Raw genomic sequence first — 17,750 nt, forward strand, 5'->3', positions numbered from 1 at the left:
TCAAGCAACGCTGGCGCGCACTCCAGCACGTCACCCTCAGCCCCAACAGAATCGGAGCCATCACCAAAGCCGCCCTCGTCCTCAACGGCTCATGGAAGTAAGCACCGTTGAGAAAACCTCAGTGAATCCACTTTCGACTGTTCTTGCGACCGCTTCCGTGGCCGCATTCGTCTCGTCCTCTGACATGTCACCCTTTCTCGTGAGCGATAGCTCGTAACCCAGGGCGTATGCGTCGGCGGCACTGTCGACCGTGATCTCTTCGAGAGTCCGTGCGTCTTCAGCAGCGTTCCGCCTGGTGCGCTTCTCGTGTTCACTCCACAGTTCGTTGTTCGCCGACACCATCTCATTTGCAGCTGCGGTGCCGAAGCCTGGGACTTGGCCGAAGGTTGCGTCCGTGATCCCCGTGAGGAGGTGCTGTGACGCTCTCTTCAGGCCGCTGTCGAGTGAGCTGGTCCCCTCGTTGTACTCCTGGTCACTGCGGGCGTGCGTAAGGGTGCCGAGTATCTTTCCACCCGTGGAAGCCGCTGTGTTCATGGCCTTGTCCTGATGGCAGGGAGAGAGATCCACTGCGTCGGAGTACAGGTAGACCGAGGTGACCCCGGCATACGCTATCTGTGCATCGCGGACAGCCGTAAAAGCGTCCTCGTCTTCTCCGGCGAACTGCAGCACGGAATCCACGTTTATGTTTGAAAGGTCAGGTCCGTGCTCGAAGGAGGGGAGGGGGCTCTCGGTGAAATGCTTATTGAAATGTCCGATGTGACCGGCGATGGTGTTTCCCAGCGCGAGAGAGATGCTTCTCGGGTAGATCTCTTCGCGATCTGCTCGGTTTGCTCGGTCTGCCCGGTCGATGAGGAACTGGGCTATCTCTACGTTCTTTGTGGACGGAGGATTGCTTCCCGTGGGCGGTACGGCACCCTCGGGAAGGCCGGTGGCGGCGGACGAGAAGGCGAGGTTCAGCCCGAGGGTGTGGCCTCCGCCCTGCATTCCGTAAAGATAAGGATGCTGCTCGTATTCGCAGACCTCTTCCATCCATCGCTCGGCGCGGTCGCTGCGCTTGAGGTCGAGGATCATGGTGGCCGCATCCGGGTTCCGAGCAGAAATTTCGAGCGCATGGTCGAGATGACTTCGTTCACCACCCGCCGGGTTGGAGTAGGGGGCGTGGTTTGCGCTGTTCTCGAGGTCCGCGACAAGTCCGTCCATCAACTGGGCACTGAACGGGGTTGTCGCGTGTCCCATGAAGGTCAGCAGCGTTCCGTACTCGCTCGTGTCGAACGGGGTGAGGCCGGTTTCGGGCCCGGCGGCGAAGGCGCGGGCGGCGTCGGTCCTGCGCTGCCAGTCGCGCCCTTCGGGGGTCCTCAGCCACTCCGTGAACTCGGCGGACTCCGGTGGTGCGTCCTTGAGGCGCTCGGGGGTCCGGGTCGCGGTCGCGAAGACGTTGGCGAGCCCCACCACCAGCGAGTTCACCGGGAACGGGTCCTCGGGGGAGCTCGGTGCGGTCGACAGGTAGTCCACGTTCTCGAACCGGGCGGCCTGGCGCGCGAGCTCGGCCACTCCGAGCGTGTCCAGCAGGTAGCCGGCGAAGTGGTCGTTCTCGCTGTGCGTGGCCAGCAGGCGGTCCAGCTCCGCCAGCTCGGCTTGGGTGAGGTCGTCCCGGCGCATCAGGGCGACGGCCCGCTCCGCTCCGCTCAGCGCGGCCGCGCGCTCCAGCACCGCGGTCCCCGAGTGAGTGGCGAGCAGGTCGGCGACGGCGCGCGCCGCGTGCGTCTCCGTCGCGTGATAGTCGGTCAGCGCGGTGCGCAGCGCCCCCCGGATCGCTTCGCTCTCCGCGCGCTGTGCGGTGGTGATGTCGGCCGGGTCGGCCGCGTTCTGCAGTACCTCGGCCCGCTCCCGCAGCCCGGTGAGGCTTCTCGCGAGTGACCGGGCCTGTTCCACGTAGCGCTCCAGATGCTGCGCGGCCCCGGCGGTGGCGTCGTGCAACTCCTCGTTGAGCGTGCCGACGGAGGCGATACTGCCGAGCAGTTCGGGGGTCTCGGGGGCGTCGTGGTGCTCTCCCAGCGAGAGGTAGGTGGTCCGGATCGTCTCGCCGCGCCGGTACGTGGCGGCACCGGCTCGCGAGAGGTCGCCGACGGTCTGCTCCAGGGTTGCCAGGTCGGCGGCGAGGACGGGTATCTCGCCGGGGTGCACCAGGTCGCTCATGCGGTGTCCTTCCTCAGCGGCCGAAGCCGCCCTCCGGTTGCTCGCGGTTCGGGCTCGACGGGCCGGTCCGCTCTCGTGCGGCACGGCTCACGCCGGGCGGTGGCCGGCTCGGGGCCCTGCGCGGCCCGGTGCCGGCGGGGGCCTGCGGTGACGCGCTGCGAAGTCGGGTGGGCGCGCCGACACTGGGACGCAGGAGGTCCCATGAGTACAGCCGTGCTGCCGCTGGCCGTGACCATGATGGCCGGGCCGCAGATCATCTCAGCGATCATCCTCGTCACCACTCCCCGCCCGGTGCGCACATCGCTCGCGTTCCTGGCGGGGGTGGCCGCGGCGGTGTGCGTGGGCGTCGGAGTCGCGCTCGGCCTGGCACATCTGCTCGGAGGCGCGGTCGACCTCGGTGGCACCGGGGACCGCGGTTCCGTCGGCAACATCATCAAATACGTGCTCATCGGCCTGCTCGTGCTGGCCGCGCTGCGGAACTGGCGGAACCGGGCGGACGCCGAACCGCCGAAGTGGCTCACCTCGCTCATGACCTCCGGCGCCGGCCGAGCCCTGGTCATCGGCTTCCTCGTCATTCTGCTGATGCCGTCGGACGTGGTGGTGATGCTGACCGTCGGCGTGCACCTCTCCCAGGGGAGTGCGGGGTTCGTCGGGGCGCTGCCGTTCATCGCCCTCACCGTCCTGATCGCCGCCCTGCCGCTGCTCGGCAGGCTGCTGTTCCGGCACCGCGCCGCCGTGGTCATGCCCCGGTTGCGGGACTGGATGAACGGGCACAGCTGGCTGATCAACATCGCGGTCTGCCTGGTCTTCGTCGCCCTCATCGCCTCCGGCGGGTGAGGGCGGGGCGGGACGGTCGGCACCGCCGATCGGGCTCCCCCGGTGCGGCGCCGGGTCGATTCGGCGCAGGCGTGCATGGACACGGACCCCCTGTCACGGTGTCTCAACGGGCCGTGGCTCCCGGTCCCCTCCGGGGCGCCGCGCCCTGCCCTGTGTGTATATCAGTGCGCACGCAGCGTCGACAACGGCGGTTCGGTCGGGCCTCTGTCACGGTTCCGTCCCGGCCGTCCACCGGGGGTCAGGTGGGCTGGTTGGCTGCGAGGGAGGACGCCAGGTCGCGGGCGACCTCCTGCAGCAGCGGCACGATCGTCGCGGTGGACTCGTCGGTGATGCGCCCCGCCGGTCCCGAGACGGAGATCGCGGCCGGGGTGGGGGAGTCCGGTACGGGAACGGCGATGCAGCGGACGCCGATCTCCTGTTCGTTGTCGTCGACCGCGTACCCGGCCACCCGCGCGGTGGCCAGCTCGCCGACCAGCGTGTCCGCGTCGGTCAGCGTCCGGTCGGTCGCCGCCGGCATGCCGGTCCGGGCGAGGAGGGCCCGCACGTCGTCGTCCGACCGCTGGGTGAGCAGCGCCTTGCCGACGCCGGTGGCGTGCGGGTGGACCCGGCGCCCCACCTCGGTGAACATCCGCATCGAGTGGCGCGACGGGACCTGGGCGACGTACACGGCCTCGTCGCCGTCCAGCAGGGCCATGTTGGCGGTCTCGCCGGTCTCCTCGACGAGCCGGGCGAGATGCGGCCGGGCCCAGGTGGCCAGCGGACGGGCGGCGCTCTCCCCGAGGCGGATGAGGCGCGGGCCGAGCGCGTACCGGCGGTTCGGCTGCTGCCTCACGTAACCGCACGCGACGAGTGTGCGCATCAGTCGGTGGATCGTCGGCAGCGGCAGTCCGCTGCTGGAGGCCAGCTCGCTCAGGCCGATGACGCCACCGGCGTCGGCCATGCGTTCCAGCAGGTCGAAGGCTCGCTCCAGGGACTGGACGCCCCCGCTGCCGGCGGTGGCGGCTCTGCGCTCGTCGGACGGGGCCACGTCGCGTTCCTTTCGGGGCGGATCGACGGCAGCCTACCGGCCGAGTGGTGCGGCACCGGCCGTCCCCCGCCGTCCGGCGGCACCGCCCGCAACCGCAGGGCGCCGCCCCTGCCGGCCGACAGCGAACCGGCCTCCCGGCGGCCGGTCCCGCCGCTACGCGGCCGGTAGCCGCAGCACCGCGACGCCGTGGCCGGGGAGGGTGACCGTCTCCACCGGGGTTCCGTCGAGCGCGGTGAGCCTGCGGCCGTCCTCGACGGCGGGCCGGACGGTCACTTCCTCGGCGGCCTGGCTCACCAACCAGACGTACTGGTGGCCCGCCTCGTGCAGCAGCCGGTCCACGGCCACCCGGGGGTCGGCGACGATGACGGGCCGCCGTACCCCGGCCTCGGCGGCCAGGGCGTCGTAGAGAGCGACGGTGTCGTCGGGGTTGACCCGCGGGGTGCACGCCGCGAGGTACTCCAGCGGGTAGGTGCACAGCACGAGGGCACCGCGGCCCACGCGCCGCCGCAGCAGCGCGGGGCGGCCGCGGGCGTCCTCGGCGAGCACCTCCGCGTCCACCGGCCGGACCGGCAGGTGGACCCGGCCGCTGTCCGTCCCGTGCCGCGCGGCGAACCGCAGCCGGTGCCCTGCGGGAAGCCGGCCGAGAGCGGCGGTGAGGACCACTTCGACCACCGGGTCCTCGATGGGGTCGACCAGCCCGTACTCAAGACCGTGCCGCACCCCGAACAGGCCGTCGAGGTCGGGGTACCACGGGCCGCGCTGCTCGTCGTGGGAGCCGGCCGAGTACGAGACGTACACCGTCGCGCCGGCCTCGGCCAGCTCGCGGAGCCGCCGCCAGGTGGGCGCCAGCAGCTGCTTGACCGAGGGCGCCAGGTAGAGCCGCGCGCCGTCTGCGAGCGGTCCGTCGCTCTCCCGGACCACGGCGGGCGGTGCGTCGGCGAGGCGGGCGCTGATCCAGGACTGCCGCGCGGTGCGCGCCACGTGGTCGCGGTCCTCGGGCCGGGTGAAGGGATGGACGGTGTCCAGGTAGGAGGAGAGCACCAGGGCGGTGTCGGTCGCGGCGCGGGTGCAGCGGGTCAGCTCCACATCCCGGACCACGGCGGCGAAGTCGCGCAGCTCCCGGAGCGCCGCCTTGGGCGACCCGGTGGCGTCGGTGATGCCGAACCGCATTTCGAAGGCGTGGTGCCGGTACGGCGGCTGTTCCTCCAGCGCGTCGTAGTCGGTGTTGTTCCACGCCACCCAGCCGGTCGCCCCGGCCAGCAGCGAGGTGTGGAGGAGCTGCCGGTAGTGGCGCGCCGCGCTCTCCTGCGAGGCGAAGGCGCTGGTCAGCCCGAATTCCTCCAGGACGACGGGCCGGCCGAAGCCGGTCGTCAGTTCGCACATCCAGGCTGCCGAGTGGTGGCTGCGCACCGCGTCGTTCTCCATGCGGTAGACGTGCGGACCGAGGAAGTCGCACAGGGCCGCGGTGTCGCGGAGCCGGAAACCGTTGTCGCGCCCGGTGTTCTCCAGGCCCCAGGCGCCGTCCCCGAGGGAGACCGGCTGCCTTCCACCACCTGCCCGGACGGCGTCCACCATCAGCTGGGCCCAGGCGGCGACCGCGTCGCGGTCGGCCTCGGGCTCGCCGGGAGGCGACCCGTAGAGCGGCATCTCGTTGGAGATCAGCCAGGCGGCGACGGCGGGGTGGTCCGCGAAGCGGCGGGTCGTCTCGCGGACGAACCACGCCTGGCGGGCGACCAGCCACACGTCCCGGTAGAGGTCGCGCCCGCCGCGCCACGGCGGGTCCCAGTTCTCGCCGGACATGTGGCCCACCAGGAAGGTGGGGACGGTGACGAGGCCGTGGCGGTGGTGGCGGTCGAGGAAGTCGGCGAAGTGGCGGCACTTCGTCTCGTCCACGCGGTCGGGTTCCGGGTGGAAGTCGGGCCAGTAGAAGAACGACCGCGTCATGGTCAGGCCGTGGTCGCGCAGGGTGCGGAGCTCGGAGTCCACGACGTCGGCGTCGTAGTCGCGCCACATCAGCGGGCCGCCCGCGCGGGACCAGAAGTTCGCGCCCACCCAGGTGGCCGGGCCGGCGGTCGCGGGCAGGTGGGCGAAGGCGCGGTGCATCGGTTCTCCCTCGTCGGAGCGGCGGGGGTGAGGCGTGCCGGCACGGTCCGTGAGGGGCGCGCCGCCGAAAGTGAAGCGGGGAACCGCAGACGGGTCAAGGGTGCCTCCACCGGACGGCCGGTCCGGCGCCGTCGCGCGCGGTCCGATCGCCCGCGCTCCCGCCCGTTCGGTGCGGGTCCGGCGCCCGATTCACCACCGCGGTGGGTGCCTGGCTGACGTCGAACCCCGCACCCGGCGATAGGGTTCCCCCTGCCGGACTATTGGTCGGATATCCATACCGTAGGGATCTCCGCGTCGGGTCGTGGACATCCGCCACTTCCGGGCGCCCGGCACAGCGACACTCGAGGGAGCGACGACCGCGTGCACAGGCCGACCAGCGGCCGGGGGACCAACCCCCCGATAGACCGCCCGACCAGCAGAACACGCCGCCTCCCCCGAGCGGTGCGACCGGTGCGGGCGGCACTCGCCGCCACGGCCGCGCTGACCGCCGTCGCAGTGCTCGCGGGCTGCTCCTCCACCGGGGGCAAGCGCGCGGAGGAGGAGCAGCGCCGCGCGGCCGGCGGACAGTCGGCCGTCGACACCCCCCGCTGGAAGGTGGCGATGGTCACCCACTCGGGCGAGGGGGACACCTACTGGGACATCGTCCGCTCGGGCGCGCAGCAGGCCGCGGACAAGGACAACATCGAGTTCCTCTACTCGCACGACGACGAGGCGGGGCGCCAGGCCGAACTGGTGCGCACCGCGATCAACCAGGACGTCGACGGCCTGATCGTGACCCTGGCCAAGCCGGACGCCATGGAGTCGGCCGTCCGCGCCGCCGTCGAGGCCGGCATCCCGGTGATCACCGTCAACTCCGGTCAGGACCTCTCCGGCGGCTTCGGAGCCCTCGCCCACATCGGCCAGGACGAGCAGCTCGCCGGAGAGGCGGTCGGTGAGGAACTGAACGAGCGCGGGGCCTCCGCCGCGGTCTGCGTCCTCCACGAGCAGGGCAACATCGGCCACGAGCAGCGCTGCGACGGTATCCGGGCCACCTTCGACGGCTCCGTCGAGAGCCTCTACGTCGACGGCACCAACATGCCGGCGGTGGAGTCCGCGATCGAGGCCAAGCTGATCTCCGGCAGCGACGTCGACACCGTCGTCACGCTGGGCGCGCCCTTCGCCACGGTCGCGGCCAAGGCCGCCTCGCAGGCCGGCAGCGACGCGGCCACCGTCACCTTCGACCTCAACCCCGAGGTCGCCACCGCGCTCCAGGAGGGGACCATCGACTTCGCCGTCGACCAGCAGCCCTACCTCCAGGGGTACCAGTCGGTGGACCTGCTGTGGCTGTGGCTGTCCAACGGCAACATGCTCGGCGGCGGGCAGCCGGTCCTCACCGGCCCGCAGATCGTCACCCCCGACGAGGCGGATGACCTGGTCGACTACGCCCGGCGGGGCACCCGATGAGCGCGACGGTGGAGAGCATCGCCGCCGAGGACGAGCGGCTGCTGCCGCGCTCCCCGCTGCGCCGGCTGGTCAGCCGCCCCGAGCTGGGGTCGGTGCTCGGCGCGATCGCGGTCTTCCTGGTCTTCGCCGTCGTCGCCGACAACTTCCTGCGGGCCGGCAGCCTCGGCACCGTGCTGTACGCGGCGTCGACCATCGGCATCATGGCGGTGCCGGTGGCGCTGCTGATGATCGGTGGCGAGTTCGACCTGTCCGCCGGGGTGATGGTGACCTCCTCCGCGCTGATCTCCTCGATGATCAGCTACGAGTTCACCGCCAACGTCTGGGTCGGGGTCGGTGTCTCGCTGGTGGCGACGCTCGCCATCGGCCTGTTCAACGGCATCCTGCTGACGCGCACCGGGCTGCCCAGCTTCATCATCACGCTCGGCACCTTCCTGATGCTGACCGGGCTCAACCTGGGCTTCACCAAGCTGATCAGCGGCACCGTCGCCACCAAGTCGATCGCGGACATGGACGGCTTCCCCGCCGCGCGGGCGCTCTTCGCCTCGCACCTCTCCATCGGGAGCTTCGCCGTCCAGGTCACTGTCCTGTGGTGGATCGGCATGATCGCCGTCGCCACCTGGGTCCTGCTGCGGACCCGCGCCGGCAACTGGATCTTCGCCGTCGGCGGCGGGCGGGACGCGGCGCGCGCCGTGGGAGTGCCCGTGGAGCGCACGAAGATCGGTCTCTACCTCGGTGTCGCGCTCGGCGCCTGGATCTCCGGCCAGCACCTCCTCTTCAACTACAACGTCGTCCAGTCCGGCGAGGGCGTCGGCAACGAGCTGATCTACATCGCCGCCGCCGTCATCGGCGGCTGCCTGCTGACGGGCGGCTACGGGTCCGCCATCGGTGCCGCCGTCGGCGCACTGATCTTCGGCATGACCAGCAAGGGCATCGTCTTCGCGCAGTGGGACCCCAACTGGTTCAAGTTCTTCCTGGGCGCCATGCTGCTGGCGGCGACGCTCCTCAACCTCTGGATCCGGCGACGGGCGGAGGCAACCCGATGACCGCACCCGACGAGCCCCGCGACCCGGCCGGCACCGCCGCCGAGCCCGACCCGGGAACGACGCCGCGCGAGGACGCCGCGCGGTCCGCCGACACGCCGCCGCCGGCGGCGGACCACCCCGTCGCCGGCGCCGCGACCGGGACGCCGCTGCTGGAACTGGACGCCGTCAGCAAGCACTACGGCAACATCCGGGCGTTGGAGGAGGTCAGCCTCACCGTGCGCGGGGGGCGCGTCACCTGCGTCCTCGGCGACAACGGGGCCGGCAAGTCCACCCTCATCAAGATCATCGCCGGCCTGCACCGCCACGACGCCGGCGTCTTCCGCGTCGACGGCGCCGAGACCAGCCTCGCCTCGCCGCGTCAGGCCCTGGAAGTCGGCATCGCCACCGTCTACCAGGACCTCGCGATGGTCCCGCTGATGCCGGTCTGGCGGAACTTCTTCCTCGGCTCCGAGCCGACCGTGGGCCGCGGCCCGCTGCGGCGGCTCGACGTCCGGCTGATGCGCTCCACCACCCGCGAGCGACTGCTCCGCATGGGGATCGACCTGCGCGACGTCGACCAGCCGATCGGGACCCTCTCGGGCGGGGAGCGGCAGTCCGTCGCCATCGCCCGGGCCGTCCACTTCGGCGCCCGCGTCCTGGTGCTGGACGAGCCGACCGCCGCGCTCGGCGTCAAGCAGGCCGGCGTGGTGCTGCGCCGGGTCGCCGCCGCCCGCGACGAGGGGCTGGGCGTCGTCCTCGTCACCCACAACCCGCACCACGCCCACCTGGTGGGCGACCACTTCGTCCTGCTCAAGCGCGGAGCCATGGCCGGCGACCACGCGGCGGGCGAGATCACCCTGGACGAACTGACCCGGCAGATGGCGGGCGGCAGCGAACTCGCGGAGCTCGGGCACGAACTCCGGCGGGCCGCTCCTCCCGGGCCGGACAGCGACGAGTAGGGCAGAATCGGTGTCGATGAACACGTACCGCGAGCGAGTGCACCAGGGGACGGCGCGGGCGACGGTCCTGCGCACCATCGCGACCCGCGAGCGCCGCTCCCACCTCTCCGCTCCCCGGGTGCCGACCGTCGGCATCGACATCGGCGGCACCAAGGTCGCCGCCGGTGTCGTCGACGCCGACGGCACCATCCTGGAGCGCATTCGGGCGGAGACGCCGGACAAGTCCAAGAGCCCGAAGGTCGTCGAGGACGTCATCACCGAACTGGTGCTGGACCTCTCCGACCGGCACGATGTCCACGCCGTCGGGATCGGCGCCGCCGGCTGGGTGGACGCCGACCGTTCCCGGGTGCTGTTCGCACCCCACCTCGCCTGGCGGAACGAGCCGCTGCGGGAGGCCCTGGCGACCCGCCTGGCGGTGCCCGTCCTGGTCGACAACGACGCCAACACCGCCGCCTGGGCGGAGTGGCGCTTCGGCGCGGGGCGCGGCGAGGACGACCTGGTGATGATCACCCTCGGCACCGGGATCGGCGGCGCCGCCCTGGAGGACGGCCGCGTCAAGCGCGGCAAGTACGGGGTGGCGGGCGAGTTCGGGCACATGCAGGTCGTGCCGCAGGGACACCGCTGCCCGTGCGGCAACCGGGGCTGCTGGGAGCAGTACAGCTCCGGCAACGCCCTGGTGCGCGAGGCACGGGAGATGGCAGCCGCCGACTCCCCGGTCGCCCACACCATCCTCGCCCGTGTCGGGGGGCAGATCGACGAGATCACCGGCCCGATGATCACCGACCTCGCCCGTGAGGGCGACCCGATGTGCGTGGAACTGCTGGAGGAGATCGGCCGTTGGCTGGGTGTGGGACTCGCCAACCTCGCCGCCGCCCTCGACCCCGCCCGGTTCGTCGTCGGGGGAGGCGTCAGCGCCGCCGACGAACTGCTGCTGGCCCCCGCCAGGGACGCCTTCCGCCGCCAGCTCACCGGGCGCGGCTACCGCCCGGAGGCGACCATCGTGCGGGCGGAGCTGGGGGCCGACGCCGGGATGGTCGGCGCCGCCGACCTCGCCCGGCTCGTCGCCCGGCGCTTCGTCCGCGCCAACCGCCGCCGCGCCGAGCGCATCCACCGGGCGGGACTGCGGGGGCCGCTCGCGTCGTCCCGCACGGAGACCCGGCCGTGAGCGGCACCCCGCCCCCGCAGTACCAGCCGCGGCATCCGCCGCACGTGCCGCGGCGCCGCTGGCTCACCGCCGTCGTCGTCGGGCTCCTCATCGCGATCCCCGCCGGGTACACCGTCGTCTCCGCCGAGCAGAGCCGCGACAGCGGCGAGCACAAGGCCCGCGCCGCCGCGGCCCGCGGGCTGGTCTACGAGTGGCCGAGCAAGGTGCAGCGCCGCATCTACGACATCCCGATACCCGACGGCTCCACCTACGTCGGGCACTACGAGGAGAACAGCTGGGACCGCTCCACGATGTGGGTGCAGTTCCGGACCTCGCCCGAGCAGCTCAGCCGCTTCCTGGAGGACCTGGGCTCCCAGCGGGGCGAGCTGCGCGCCGGCGACGTCACCATCCCCGACGCCGAGGCGGCCGTGGTCGGCTGGGTCCTGGACCCCCGCCGACGCGAGCTGGCCGGGGTGACCGTCCAGCAGTCCGCCAAGGAGCCGGTGGTGGCCATCACCGTGGACCTCACCAAACCCGAGCGCCCCCGGGTCCACGTGGTCTCCACCACCGAGCCCTGACCCCCGCCGTGCGCCGTGCGCCGACACCGGGAGCGCGGCGCCGGCCGCCGGTCACAACCGGTCGGCCGCCACCTGCCGAGCGAGCCGTCGCAGCAGCGGACCCGCCTGCGCCAGACAGACCGAGGTGTCCGCCTCCAGCGAGGTGAGCGCGTAGGCCCGCTCGATCCCCGCCGCCCGCAGCGCCGCCTCGTCGAGCGCCAGCCGGCCGCACACCGCCACCACCGGGACACCCGCCGCCCGCGCTGCGGCGGCCACACCCGCAGGCGCCTTGCCGTGCAGGGTCTGCGCGTCCAGCGAGCCCTCACCGGTGACGACGAGGTCGGCGTCCTTGAGCGCGTCGGCGAAGCCGAGCACCTCCAGCATCACCTCGATGCCCGAACGGAACTCCGCCCCGAGCCCGGCGAGCGCGCCGAAACCGACGCCGCCGGCAGCGCCCGCACCGGGCGACTGGGCGAGAGCGGCGGCGCCCTCCCCGGCAGCCGCGCCGAGCACCCGCGCGTACTGCTGCAGTGCGGCGTCCAGGGCCGCCACGTCCGCGGCGGTCGCGCCCTTCTGCGGTGCGTACACCGCCGCGGCGCCCTGCGGGCCGGTCAGCGGATTGTCGACATCGCAGGCGAGGACGACGCGGGTGTCGGCCAGCCGCGGGTCCAGCCCCGAGAGGTCCACCGCCGCCAGCTCCCGCAGAGCTGCACCCCCGGGAGGCAGCGGGCGGCCGGTGGCGTCCAGCAGCCTCACGCCGAGCGCGACCAGCATCCCGGCGCCGCCGTCGGTCGTCGCGGACCCGCCGATGCCCAGCACCACGGTGCGGGCGCCGGCCTCGACCGCGGCGGCGATCAGCTCGCCGGTGCCCGCCGTCGTCGCGGTCAGCGGCGCGAACTCACCCGGCGGCAGCAGCACCAGCCCCGACGCGGTGGCCATCTCGACGACGGCGGTGTCCTCGCGGAGCGCGAACTCCGCCCGCACCGGCTCACCCATCGGCCCAGTGACGGTGACCGTCCGGGAGGTGAAACCGGCGGCAAGCGCCGCGGCGACGGTGCCGTCGCCGCCGTCGGCGACCGGCAGCGCGGTGACGGCGGTGTCGGGCCGGTGGGCGCGCAGACCCGCCGCGACGTGCTCGGCGACCTCAGCCGCCGTGAGCGAACCCTTGAACTTGTCCGCGGCGATCAGCACCCGCGTGGTCGTCGTCATCGAGGTACCTTGCCTCCGCTCGTCCGGACAGTAGCCGCGACCCTATCCGCACGTCCCACCGCGCCCGGCACCGCGTCCGCCGCCCGGCGTCACCCGGACGGACCGCAGGACGCGCGCGCCCTGCCGTATCCGCCCATAGTTCAGTTCCATGAGCACGGACGCCGGGTCGGAACGGCCCTCCCCAGCCGCAGGAGCGCCCGCCCGGCGGGCCGATCCGCCGCCGGACCTCCGGCTGGTCGCGATCGGGGTGGCGTCGGTGGTCACCATGGTCGTCTGGGCGGCGGTGTGGACCGACAACTTCGCGTCGGTGGCCGACACGGCGCTGGACTGGGTGCTCCACAACTTCGCGTGGCTCTTCGTACTGAGCGCCGACGCCTTCCTGGTCGTCGCCGTCGTCATCGCACTCAGCCGGTTCGGCCGCATCCGGCTGGGCCGCGACACCGACGAGCCCGAGTTCACCAACGCGGCCTGGATCGCGATGATGTTCAGCGCCGGGATGGGCATCGGCCTGATGTTCTTCGGCGTCGGGGAACCGCTGATGCACTACGCGGACCCGCCGCCGTTCACCGGCGTGGAGCCCGAGAGCGGCGAGGCGGCCCGCCACGCCCTGGAGTACTCGTTCTTCCACTGGACGCTGCACCCGTGGGCCATCTACGCCGTCGCGGGGCTCGGCCTGGCGTACGCCACCTTCCGCAAGGGCCGCGGCAACCAGCTGTCGTCGGTCTTCGTCCCCCTGCTCGGCGAGCGGCGTGCCGCCGGGTGGCCCGGCAAGGCCATCAACCTGCTCGCGGTCTTCGCCACCGTCTTCGGCACCGCCACCAGCCTGGGGCTGGGCGCCCTCCAGATCGCGCGGGGCCTCAACCTGACCACGGGGATCGACGACAGCCGGACCCTCGAACTGATCATCATCTTCGCGCTGAGCGCCGCCTTCGTCCTCTCCGCGTTCTCCGGTATCCACCGGGGCATCAAGTGGCTCAGCAGCATGAACATCGCGCTGGCGGCCGTGCTGATGCTCTTCGTCTTCGTGGTCGGGCCCACGGTGTACGTGCTGGACGCGATGCCCTCGGGGGTGGGCGCCTACCTGCAGGACCTGCTGACCCTCGCGACACGCACCGGGGCTTTCGGTGAGCAGGAGTGGCTCGGCGCCTGGACCATCTTCTACTGGGCCTGGTGGTTCTCCTGGGCGCCGTTCGTGGGCACCTTCATCGCGCGGATCTCCCGCGGCCGCACGGTCCGGGAGTTCGTCATCGGGGTGCTGCTCATCCCCAGCGGCGCCTCCGTCGTCTGGTTCTCCGTCATGGGCGGCAGCGCGATCCGCACCGACGCCACGGGGCGCTCCGACCTCACCGGGGCCATTGCCGAGAAGGGCGAGGAGGCCGGCATGTTCGGCCTCCTCGACGCCCTGCCGCTCGCCACCGTCAGCTCGGCCCTCGCCATCGTCCTCGTCATGGCGTACTTCATCACCAGCGCCGACTCCGCCGCCCTGGTGATGGGCTCGCTCACCAGCGGTGGCGCCCTCCACCCCCGGGGCTGGCTGGTCGTCACCTGGGGCGTGCTGATGGCCGCGGTCGCCGCCGTGCTGCTCGTCGCGGGCGGCCTGGAGGCGCTGCGGTCGGCGACGATCCTGGTGGCCCTGCCGTTCGTGGTGGTGATGCTGCTGATGTGCTTCGCCCTGATCCGCGAACTCTCCCGGGACCCCGGTGCGGGGCCACCGCGCCAGATGCCGCTGCACGGGCTGCGCGACGCCGTGCGGACCATGGTCGGCGAGGCCGTGGACGAGCAGCAGAACCCCCGCCATCGGCGGCTGCGCCGCGCCGCCGACCAGGCGCGGGAGCGCGGTGCGGAGTCGCACGGCGGACGCGACCAGGAGAACGGCGGCTGACCCGCGACGCCCGGCCCCGCGGGGCCGGGCGCGGCACTCAGCGGCGGCCCGTCAGCGGCGACCCGCGAGGTGGAGGAAGACCGACTTCGCGGCGTTACGGCCGGACATGCCGTGCACCCCGGGCCCTGGCCAGCTCGCCGAGGAGCAGAGGAACACCGCCGGATGGGGTGTGCGGTACGGGTCGCGCGCGGGGCCGGGGCGGAACAGCGCCTGCACGCCGGCGAACGCGCCGCAGGCGATGTCCCCACCCACGTAGTTGGCGTTCCGCGCGGCCAGCTGCGGCGGCCCCGCCACCGCCCGCGCCAGGACGAGGTCGCCGAAGCCGGGCGCGAACCGCTCCAGCTGCCGCTCGACCGCGGCGGTCAGGTCCCCGCGCCAGCCGTTGGGCACGTGACCGTACGCCCAGAAGACGTGCTTCCCCTCGGGGGCGCGCCCCGGGTCCACCAGCGTGGGCTGTGAGGTGATCAGGAACGGCACCTCCGGGGCACGGCCCCCCACCGCGGCGCGCAGTGCGGAGTCCACCTCGCCGGCGGTCGGGCCCAGGTGCACCGTACCGGCGCGTCGCGCGGCCTCCGAGCGCCACGGCACCGGCCCCGACAACGCGTAGTCGATCTTGAAGGTGCCCGCGCCGTAGCGGAAGCGCCGAAAGGCGTCCCCCAGCCCGGCGATCCGGGCCATGGCGGTGGGGGAGGTGTCGAAGACGTAGGCGCGCGCGGGCGGCAGCTCGTCCAGCCGCCGCACGGTCACCCCGGTGTGGATGCGGCCACCCTGCGCGGTGAGGAAACCCGCCAGCGCGTCGGAGACGGCCTGCGATCCCCCGGCCGCCACCGGCCAGCCGCGCTCGTGGGCGGCGAGCGCGAAGACCAGCGCCACGGCGCCCGTCGCCGGGGTGCTCAACGGCGAGATGACGTGCGCCGCCAGCCCCGCCAGCAGCGCCTTCGCCTTCTCGTCCGAGAACCGCCGCAGCAGCCAGGAGACCGGGGGGAGCCCGACCGCGCCGAACCGGGCCAGGGTCAGCGGCCCCCGGGGAAGCCCTTCCCAGGGCACGGACATGAAGTCCTCGGCGAGCGCGTCCCAGCGGCCGGTGAACGGCGACACCAGCCGCCGGTACCGCGGCGCGTCCGCCGCGCCCAGCGACATCGCCGTCTCGCCGACGGAGCGCGCCAGCACCGCCGCGCTCCCGTCGGGGAAGGGGTGGGCCATCGGGATCTCCGGGTGCAGCCAGCGCAGGCCGAACCGCTCCAGCGGCAGCCCCGCGAAGGCCGGGGAACCGACGCCCATGGGGTGCACCGCGGAACACGGGTCGTGCCGGAACCCGGGCAGCGTCAACTCCTCGGTGCGCGCCCCGCCCCCCACCGTCCCCTCCGCCTCGAAGACCTCCACCGACACGCCGCGGCGCGCCAACTCGGCCGCCGCGGTCAGACCGTTGGGGCCGGCACCGACCACCACCACGTCCGTCATCGTCGTCACGTCGCGCGCTCCCCTCGCAGCAGGCTCAGGCCGCCGTCGGCCGCCCCGCCGACAGGAGGTCGAGGATACGCCGCGCCGTCTCCCCGTCACGCGCTGCGGTGAACGGCAGCGCGTTGCGGCCGGTCAGTGAGAACGGCTCGCCGGAGAGCGTGCGATCGGTGCCGCCCGCCTCGGAGACCAGCAGCAGCCCGGCCGCGTGGTCCCATGCCAGCTCCCAGGAGAACGCCACCGCGTCGAGCTGGCCCCGGGCGATCCGGAGGTACTCCAACCCGGCCGAACCGCACGGTCGGGGGTCGATGCCGGGGGCGCGCAGCCCGACGAGCGCCTGCTTCTGCTCCTCGGTGGTGAAGTCCGGGTGCGAAGTGGCCACTTCGAGGACCGCGCCACCGGGGGAGCCCGCCCGCAGCCGCTCCCCGTTGAGCCAGGCACCGCCGCCGCGCCGGGCGACGGCCATCAGCCCCCGGGCGGGCGCGTAGGTCCACGAGGCGTGCACCGTGCCGCCTCGCGCCAGCGCCACCAGGGTGCAGAACCCCGGCTCGCCGCGGACGAACTGCCGGGTGCCGTCCACCGGGTCCACGATCCACACCGGCGCGTCGCCCTGGAGCGCGTCGTACCGCGACGGGTCCTCGTGGACCCCTTCCTCGCCCACCACCACGGAGCCGGGCAGCAGCCGCGTCAGCGCCTCGGTGAGGTGGTGCTCGGCGTCCCGGTCCGCCACGGTGACCAGGTCGTGCGGGCCGGACTTGGCCGTCACCTCGTCGTCGGCGAGCTGCCGCCACCGCGGCATGATCTCGTCCGCCGCCGCCTTCCGTACCGCGTCCTCGGCCGCCGCTGCCAGCTGTTCATCGATCATGTGTCCATCGAAACACGAGCCGTCCGGCGGCGTGCGCCGCGTGGCGGGCGGGACGTCGTCAGCCGCGCCGCCGGCGGAACCCCGGGGCGCCGTGGCGGCGTGGCGTCTCTGGCCCGGACCCGCTGTGCTGCCGGGGCGGCGTGCCACCGGCAGCACCGGCGCCCGTGTCGCTGGTCGTGCGGGCGGTCGTGCTCCCGGCGGCGCCGGGCGCCGGGTGGGTCGCTCCCTCCCAGGTGGCGCGCTGGGCGCGCCGCTCGGCGAAGGCGACGACCGCGCGGTCGAACGCGGCCCGCGCCAGCTTCTGGCCGAGCGCGATCGCCAGCGGACGGGCGACGAACCAGGCGATCCGTCGGGGAGTCACAGGAAGTCGGGCAGCCATGCCTCTCAGGCTACTCCCGCCCGCCGGAGTTCGGTGGTGACGGCATGGTGGTGGGCGTCGGAGACGCTGCGCGCCGCACGGAGCAGGTGGGGCGTGATCTCGGGCACCGCCAGAGCCGCGCCCACCGCGTCCGCGGCGCGCCGCGCCCGCACCAGCGCAGTGAGCAGCGTGACCGCCTCGTCGGCCCGACCCGCGGCGACGAGATCGGCGGCGATGGTGCCGGCCTCGCCCGACGGACGGGCAGCCCCCTGCCGCAGCAGCTGGCCGCACTGGCCGGCCCTGCCGGACTCGGCGAGCGCCCGGGCAATGGCGGCGACCGGGCCGGGGGGCAGCGCCGCCGCCTCCCAGAGCAGCGTGGCGATCTCCGCGTCGAGCCCGACGCGTTCCATGGCCTCGACCACCAGTGGCAACCGCCCCGGCGGGCCGTGGACCGCCTCGCAGAGCGTGGCGTGGACCGCCCCGTTGTCCCCCTCGGTCCGCATGCGGAGCATCCGCGCCGTGAACTCCGTCGCCGCCCGCCGGGCCTCGTCCGGCTGCCCCCTCCCGGCGGAGGGGGCCGGGGGGCCCGCCGCTGGGGTCTCCAGCCCCGCGAAGCGTGCTCCCCGGGGGCGCGCCGCGCGGGCGGGGCGCGGTTCCGGGGCGGTCTCCGCTGCCGCTGCGGCAGCGAAG

The 17,750-nt window shown here is 73.3% G+C and carries 14 protein-coding genes and 1 pseudogene; 7 read left to right on the forward strand and 8 right to left on the reverse strand.

What is annotated here, in order from left to right; genetic code table 11:
* Positions 1-81 precede the first annotated feature (81 nt).
* Positions 82-2,196, reverse strand: coding sequence for a hypothetical protein (locus HCN56_RS14730; protein ID WP_167971230.1), 2,115 nt, complete (start codon positions 2,194-2,196; stop codon positions 82-84).
* Between the two features lie 201 nt (positions 2,197-2,397).
* Between HCN56_RS14730 and HCN56_RS14735 the strand changes: the two genes are divergently transcribed.
* Complete coding sequence (locus tag HCN56_RS14735) at positions 2,398-3,033, forward strand: GAP family protein (protein ID WP_167971231.1); 636 nt, start codon at positions 2,398-2,400, stop codon at positions 3,031-3,033.
* 238 nt (positions 3,034-3,271) lie between these two features.
* Here HCN56_RS14735 and HCN56_RS14740 read toward each other — a convergent pair whose 3' ends face one another.
* Positions 3,272-4,060 carry an IclR family transcriptional regulator gene (locus tag HCN56_RS14740; protein WP_167971232.1) on the reverse strand — a complete coding sequence of 263 codons (789 nt, stop codon included), beginning with the start codon at positions 4,058-4,060 and terminating at the stop codon, positions 3,272-3,274.
* A gap of 153 nt (positions 4,061-4,213) precedes the next feature.
* Positions 4,214-6,163, reverse strand: coding sequence for a cellulase family glycosylhydrolase (locus tag HCN56_RS14745; protein ID WP_167971234.1), 1,950 nt, complete (start codon positions 6,161-6,163; stop codon positions 4,214-4,216).
* 441 nt (positions 6,164-6,604) lie between these two features.
* Here HCN56_RS14745 and HCN56_RS14750 point away from each other — a divergent pair, with 441 nt between their 5' ends.
* From HCN56_RS14750 to HCN56_RS14770, 5 genes are read left to right on the forward strand one after another with little or no spacing between them, the layout of a single operon-like run.
* A complete protein-coding gene (locus HCN56_RS14750) occupies positions 6,605-7,606 on the forward strand; it encodes a sugar ABC transporter substrate-binding protein (RefSeq protein ID WP_167971264.1) in 1,002 nt (333 codons plus the stop codon).
* A complete protein-coding gene (locus tag HCN56_RS14755; RefSeq protein ID WP_167971236.1) occupies positions 7,603-8,649 on the forward strand; it encodes an ABC transporter permease in 1,047 nt (348 codons plus the stop codon). Before HCN56_RS14750 ends, HCN56_RS14755 begins: the two co-directional genes overlap by 4 nt.
* The gene (locus HCN56_RS14760; protein ID WP_167971238.1) at positions 8,646-9,587 is read left to right on the forward strand and encodes an ATP-binding cassette domain-containing protein; all 942 of its coding nucleotides are present in this window, start codon (positions 8,646-8,648) and stop codon (positions 9,585-9,587) included. Before HCN56_RS14755 ends, HCN56_RS14760 begins: the two co-directional genes overlap by 4 nt.
* Before the next feature lie 16 nt (positions 9,588-9,603).
* Positions 9,604-10,752: an ROK family glucokinase gene (locus tag HCN56_RS14765; protein ID WP_167971248.1), complete on the forward strand. Its 1,149-nt coding sequence runs from the start codon at positions 9,604-9,606 to the stop codon at positions 10,750-10,752.
* Positions 10,749-11,309, forward strand: a complete 561-nt coding sequence (locus HCN56_RS14770) for a hypothetical protein (protein WP_167971250.1) — start codon at positions 10,749-10,751, stop codon at positions 11,307-11,309. Before HCN56_RS14765 ends, HCN56_RS14770 begins: the two co-directional genes overlap by 4 nt.
* 51 nt (positions 11,310-11,360) lie before the next feature.
* Here HCN56_RS14770 and HCN56_RS14775 read toward each other — a convergent pair whose 3' ends face one another.
* Complete coding sequence (locus HCN56_RS14775; RefSeq protein ID WP_167971252.1) at positions 11,361-12,497, reverse strand: glycerate kinase; 1,137 nt, start codon at positions 12,495-12,497, stop codon at positions 11,361-11,363.
* Between the two features lie 148 nt (positions 12,498-12,645).
* On the opposite strand from HCN56_RS14775, the gene HCN56_RS14780 reads away from it, so the two are divergent.
* Positions 12,646-14,379 carry a BCCT family transporter gene (locus HCN56_RS14780; RefSeq protein ID WP_167971254.1) on the forward strand — a complete coding sequence of 578 codons (1,734 nt, stop codon included), beginning with the start codon at positions 12,646-12,648 and terminating at the stop codon, positions 14,377-14,379.
* A gap of 51 nt (positions 14,380-14,430) precedes the next feature.
* On the opposite strand, the gene HCN56_RS14785 is transcribed toward HCN56_RS14780, so the two are convergent.
* From HCN56_RS14785 to HCN56_RS14800, 4 genes and pseudogenes are all read right to left on the reverse strand, one after another.
* Positions 14,431-15,840, reverse strand: coding sequence for a phytoene desaturase family protein (locus tag HCN56_RS14785; RefSeq protein WP_209312751.1), 1,410 nt, complete (start codon positions 15,838-15,840; stop codon positions 14,431-14,433).
* Positions 15,841-15,874: 34 nt separating this feature from the next.
* Complete coding sequence (locus HCN56_RS14790) at positions 15,875-16,702, reverse strand: inositol monophosphatase family protein (RefSeq protein WP_167971258.1); 828 nt, start codon at positions 16,700-16,702, stop codon at positions 15,875-15,877.
* A 58-nt stretch (positions 16,703-16,760) separates the two neighbouring features.
* Complete coding sequence (locus HCN56_RS14795) at positions 16,761-17,081, reverse strand: hypothetical protein (protein ID WP_167971260.1); 321 nt, start codon at positions 17,079-17,081, stop codon at positions 16,761-16,763.
* Positions 17,082-17,086: 5 nt separating this feature from the next.
* A pseudogene (locus tag HCN56_RS14800) lies at positions 17,087-17,750 on the reverse strand (hypothetical protein); the annotation flags it as partial.

The organism is Streptomyces lonarensis, from assembly GCF_012033735.1.
Classification (GTDB): Bacteria; Actinomycetota; Actinomycetes; order Streptomycetales; family Streptomycetaceae; genus Streptomyces; species Streptomyces lonarensis.

Bases quoted from the DNA above. Each gene is read 5' to 3' on its own strand.
- HCN56_RS14730 (WP_167971230.1), bottom strand. From the start codon at position 2,196: ATGAGCGACCTGGTGCACCCCGGCGAGATACCCGTCCTCGCCGCCGAC.
- HCN56_RS14735 (WP_167971231.1), top strand. From the start codon at position 2,398: ATGAGTACAGCCGTGCTGCCGCTGGCCGTGACCATGATGGCCGGGCCG.
- HCN56_RS14745 (WP_167971234.1), bottom strand. From the start codon at position 6,163: ATGCACCGCGCCTTCGCCCACCTGCCCGCGACCGCCGGCCCGGCCACC.
- HCN56_RS14755 (WP_167971236.1), top strand. From the start codon at position 7,603: ATGAGCGCGACGGTGGAGAGCATCGCCGCCGAGGACGAGCGGCTGCTG.
- HCN56_RS14760 (WP_167971238.1), top strand. From the start codon at position 8,646: ATGACCGCACCCGACGAGCCCCGCGACCCGGCCGGCACCGCCGCCGAG.
- HCN56_RS14765 (WP_167971248.1), top strand. From the start codon at position 9,604: ATGAACACGTACCGCGAGCGAGTGCACCAGGGGACGGCGCGGGCGACG.
- HCN56_RS14775 (WP_167971252.1), bottom strand. From the start codon at position 12,497: ATGACGACGACCACGCGGGTGCTGATCGCCGCGGACAAGTTCAAGGGT.
- HCN56_RS14780 (WP_167971254.1), top strand. From the start codon at position 12,646: ATGAGCACGGACGCCGGGTCGGAACGGCCCTCCCCAGCCGCAGGAGCG.
- HCN56_RS14785 (WP_209312751.1), bottom strand. From the start codon at position 15,840: ATGACGGACGTGGTGGTGGTCGGTGCCGGCCCCAACGGTCTGACCGCG.
- HCN56_RS14790 (WP_167971258.1), bottom strand. From the start codon at position 16,702: ATGATCGATGAACAGCTGGCAGCGGCGGCCGAGGACGCGGTACGGAAG.
- HCN56_RS14795 (WP_167971260.1), bottom strand. From the start codon at position 17,081: ATGGCTGCCCGACTTCCTGTGACTCCCCGACGGATCGCCTGGTTCGTC.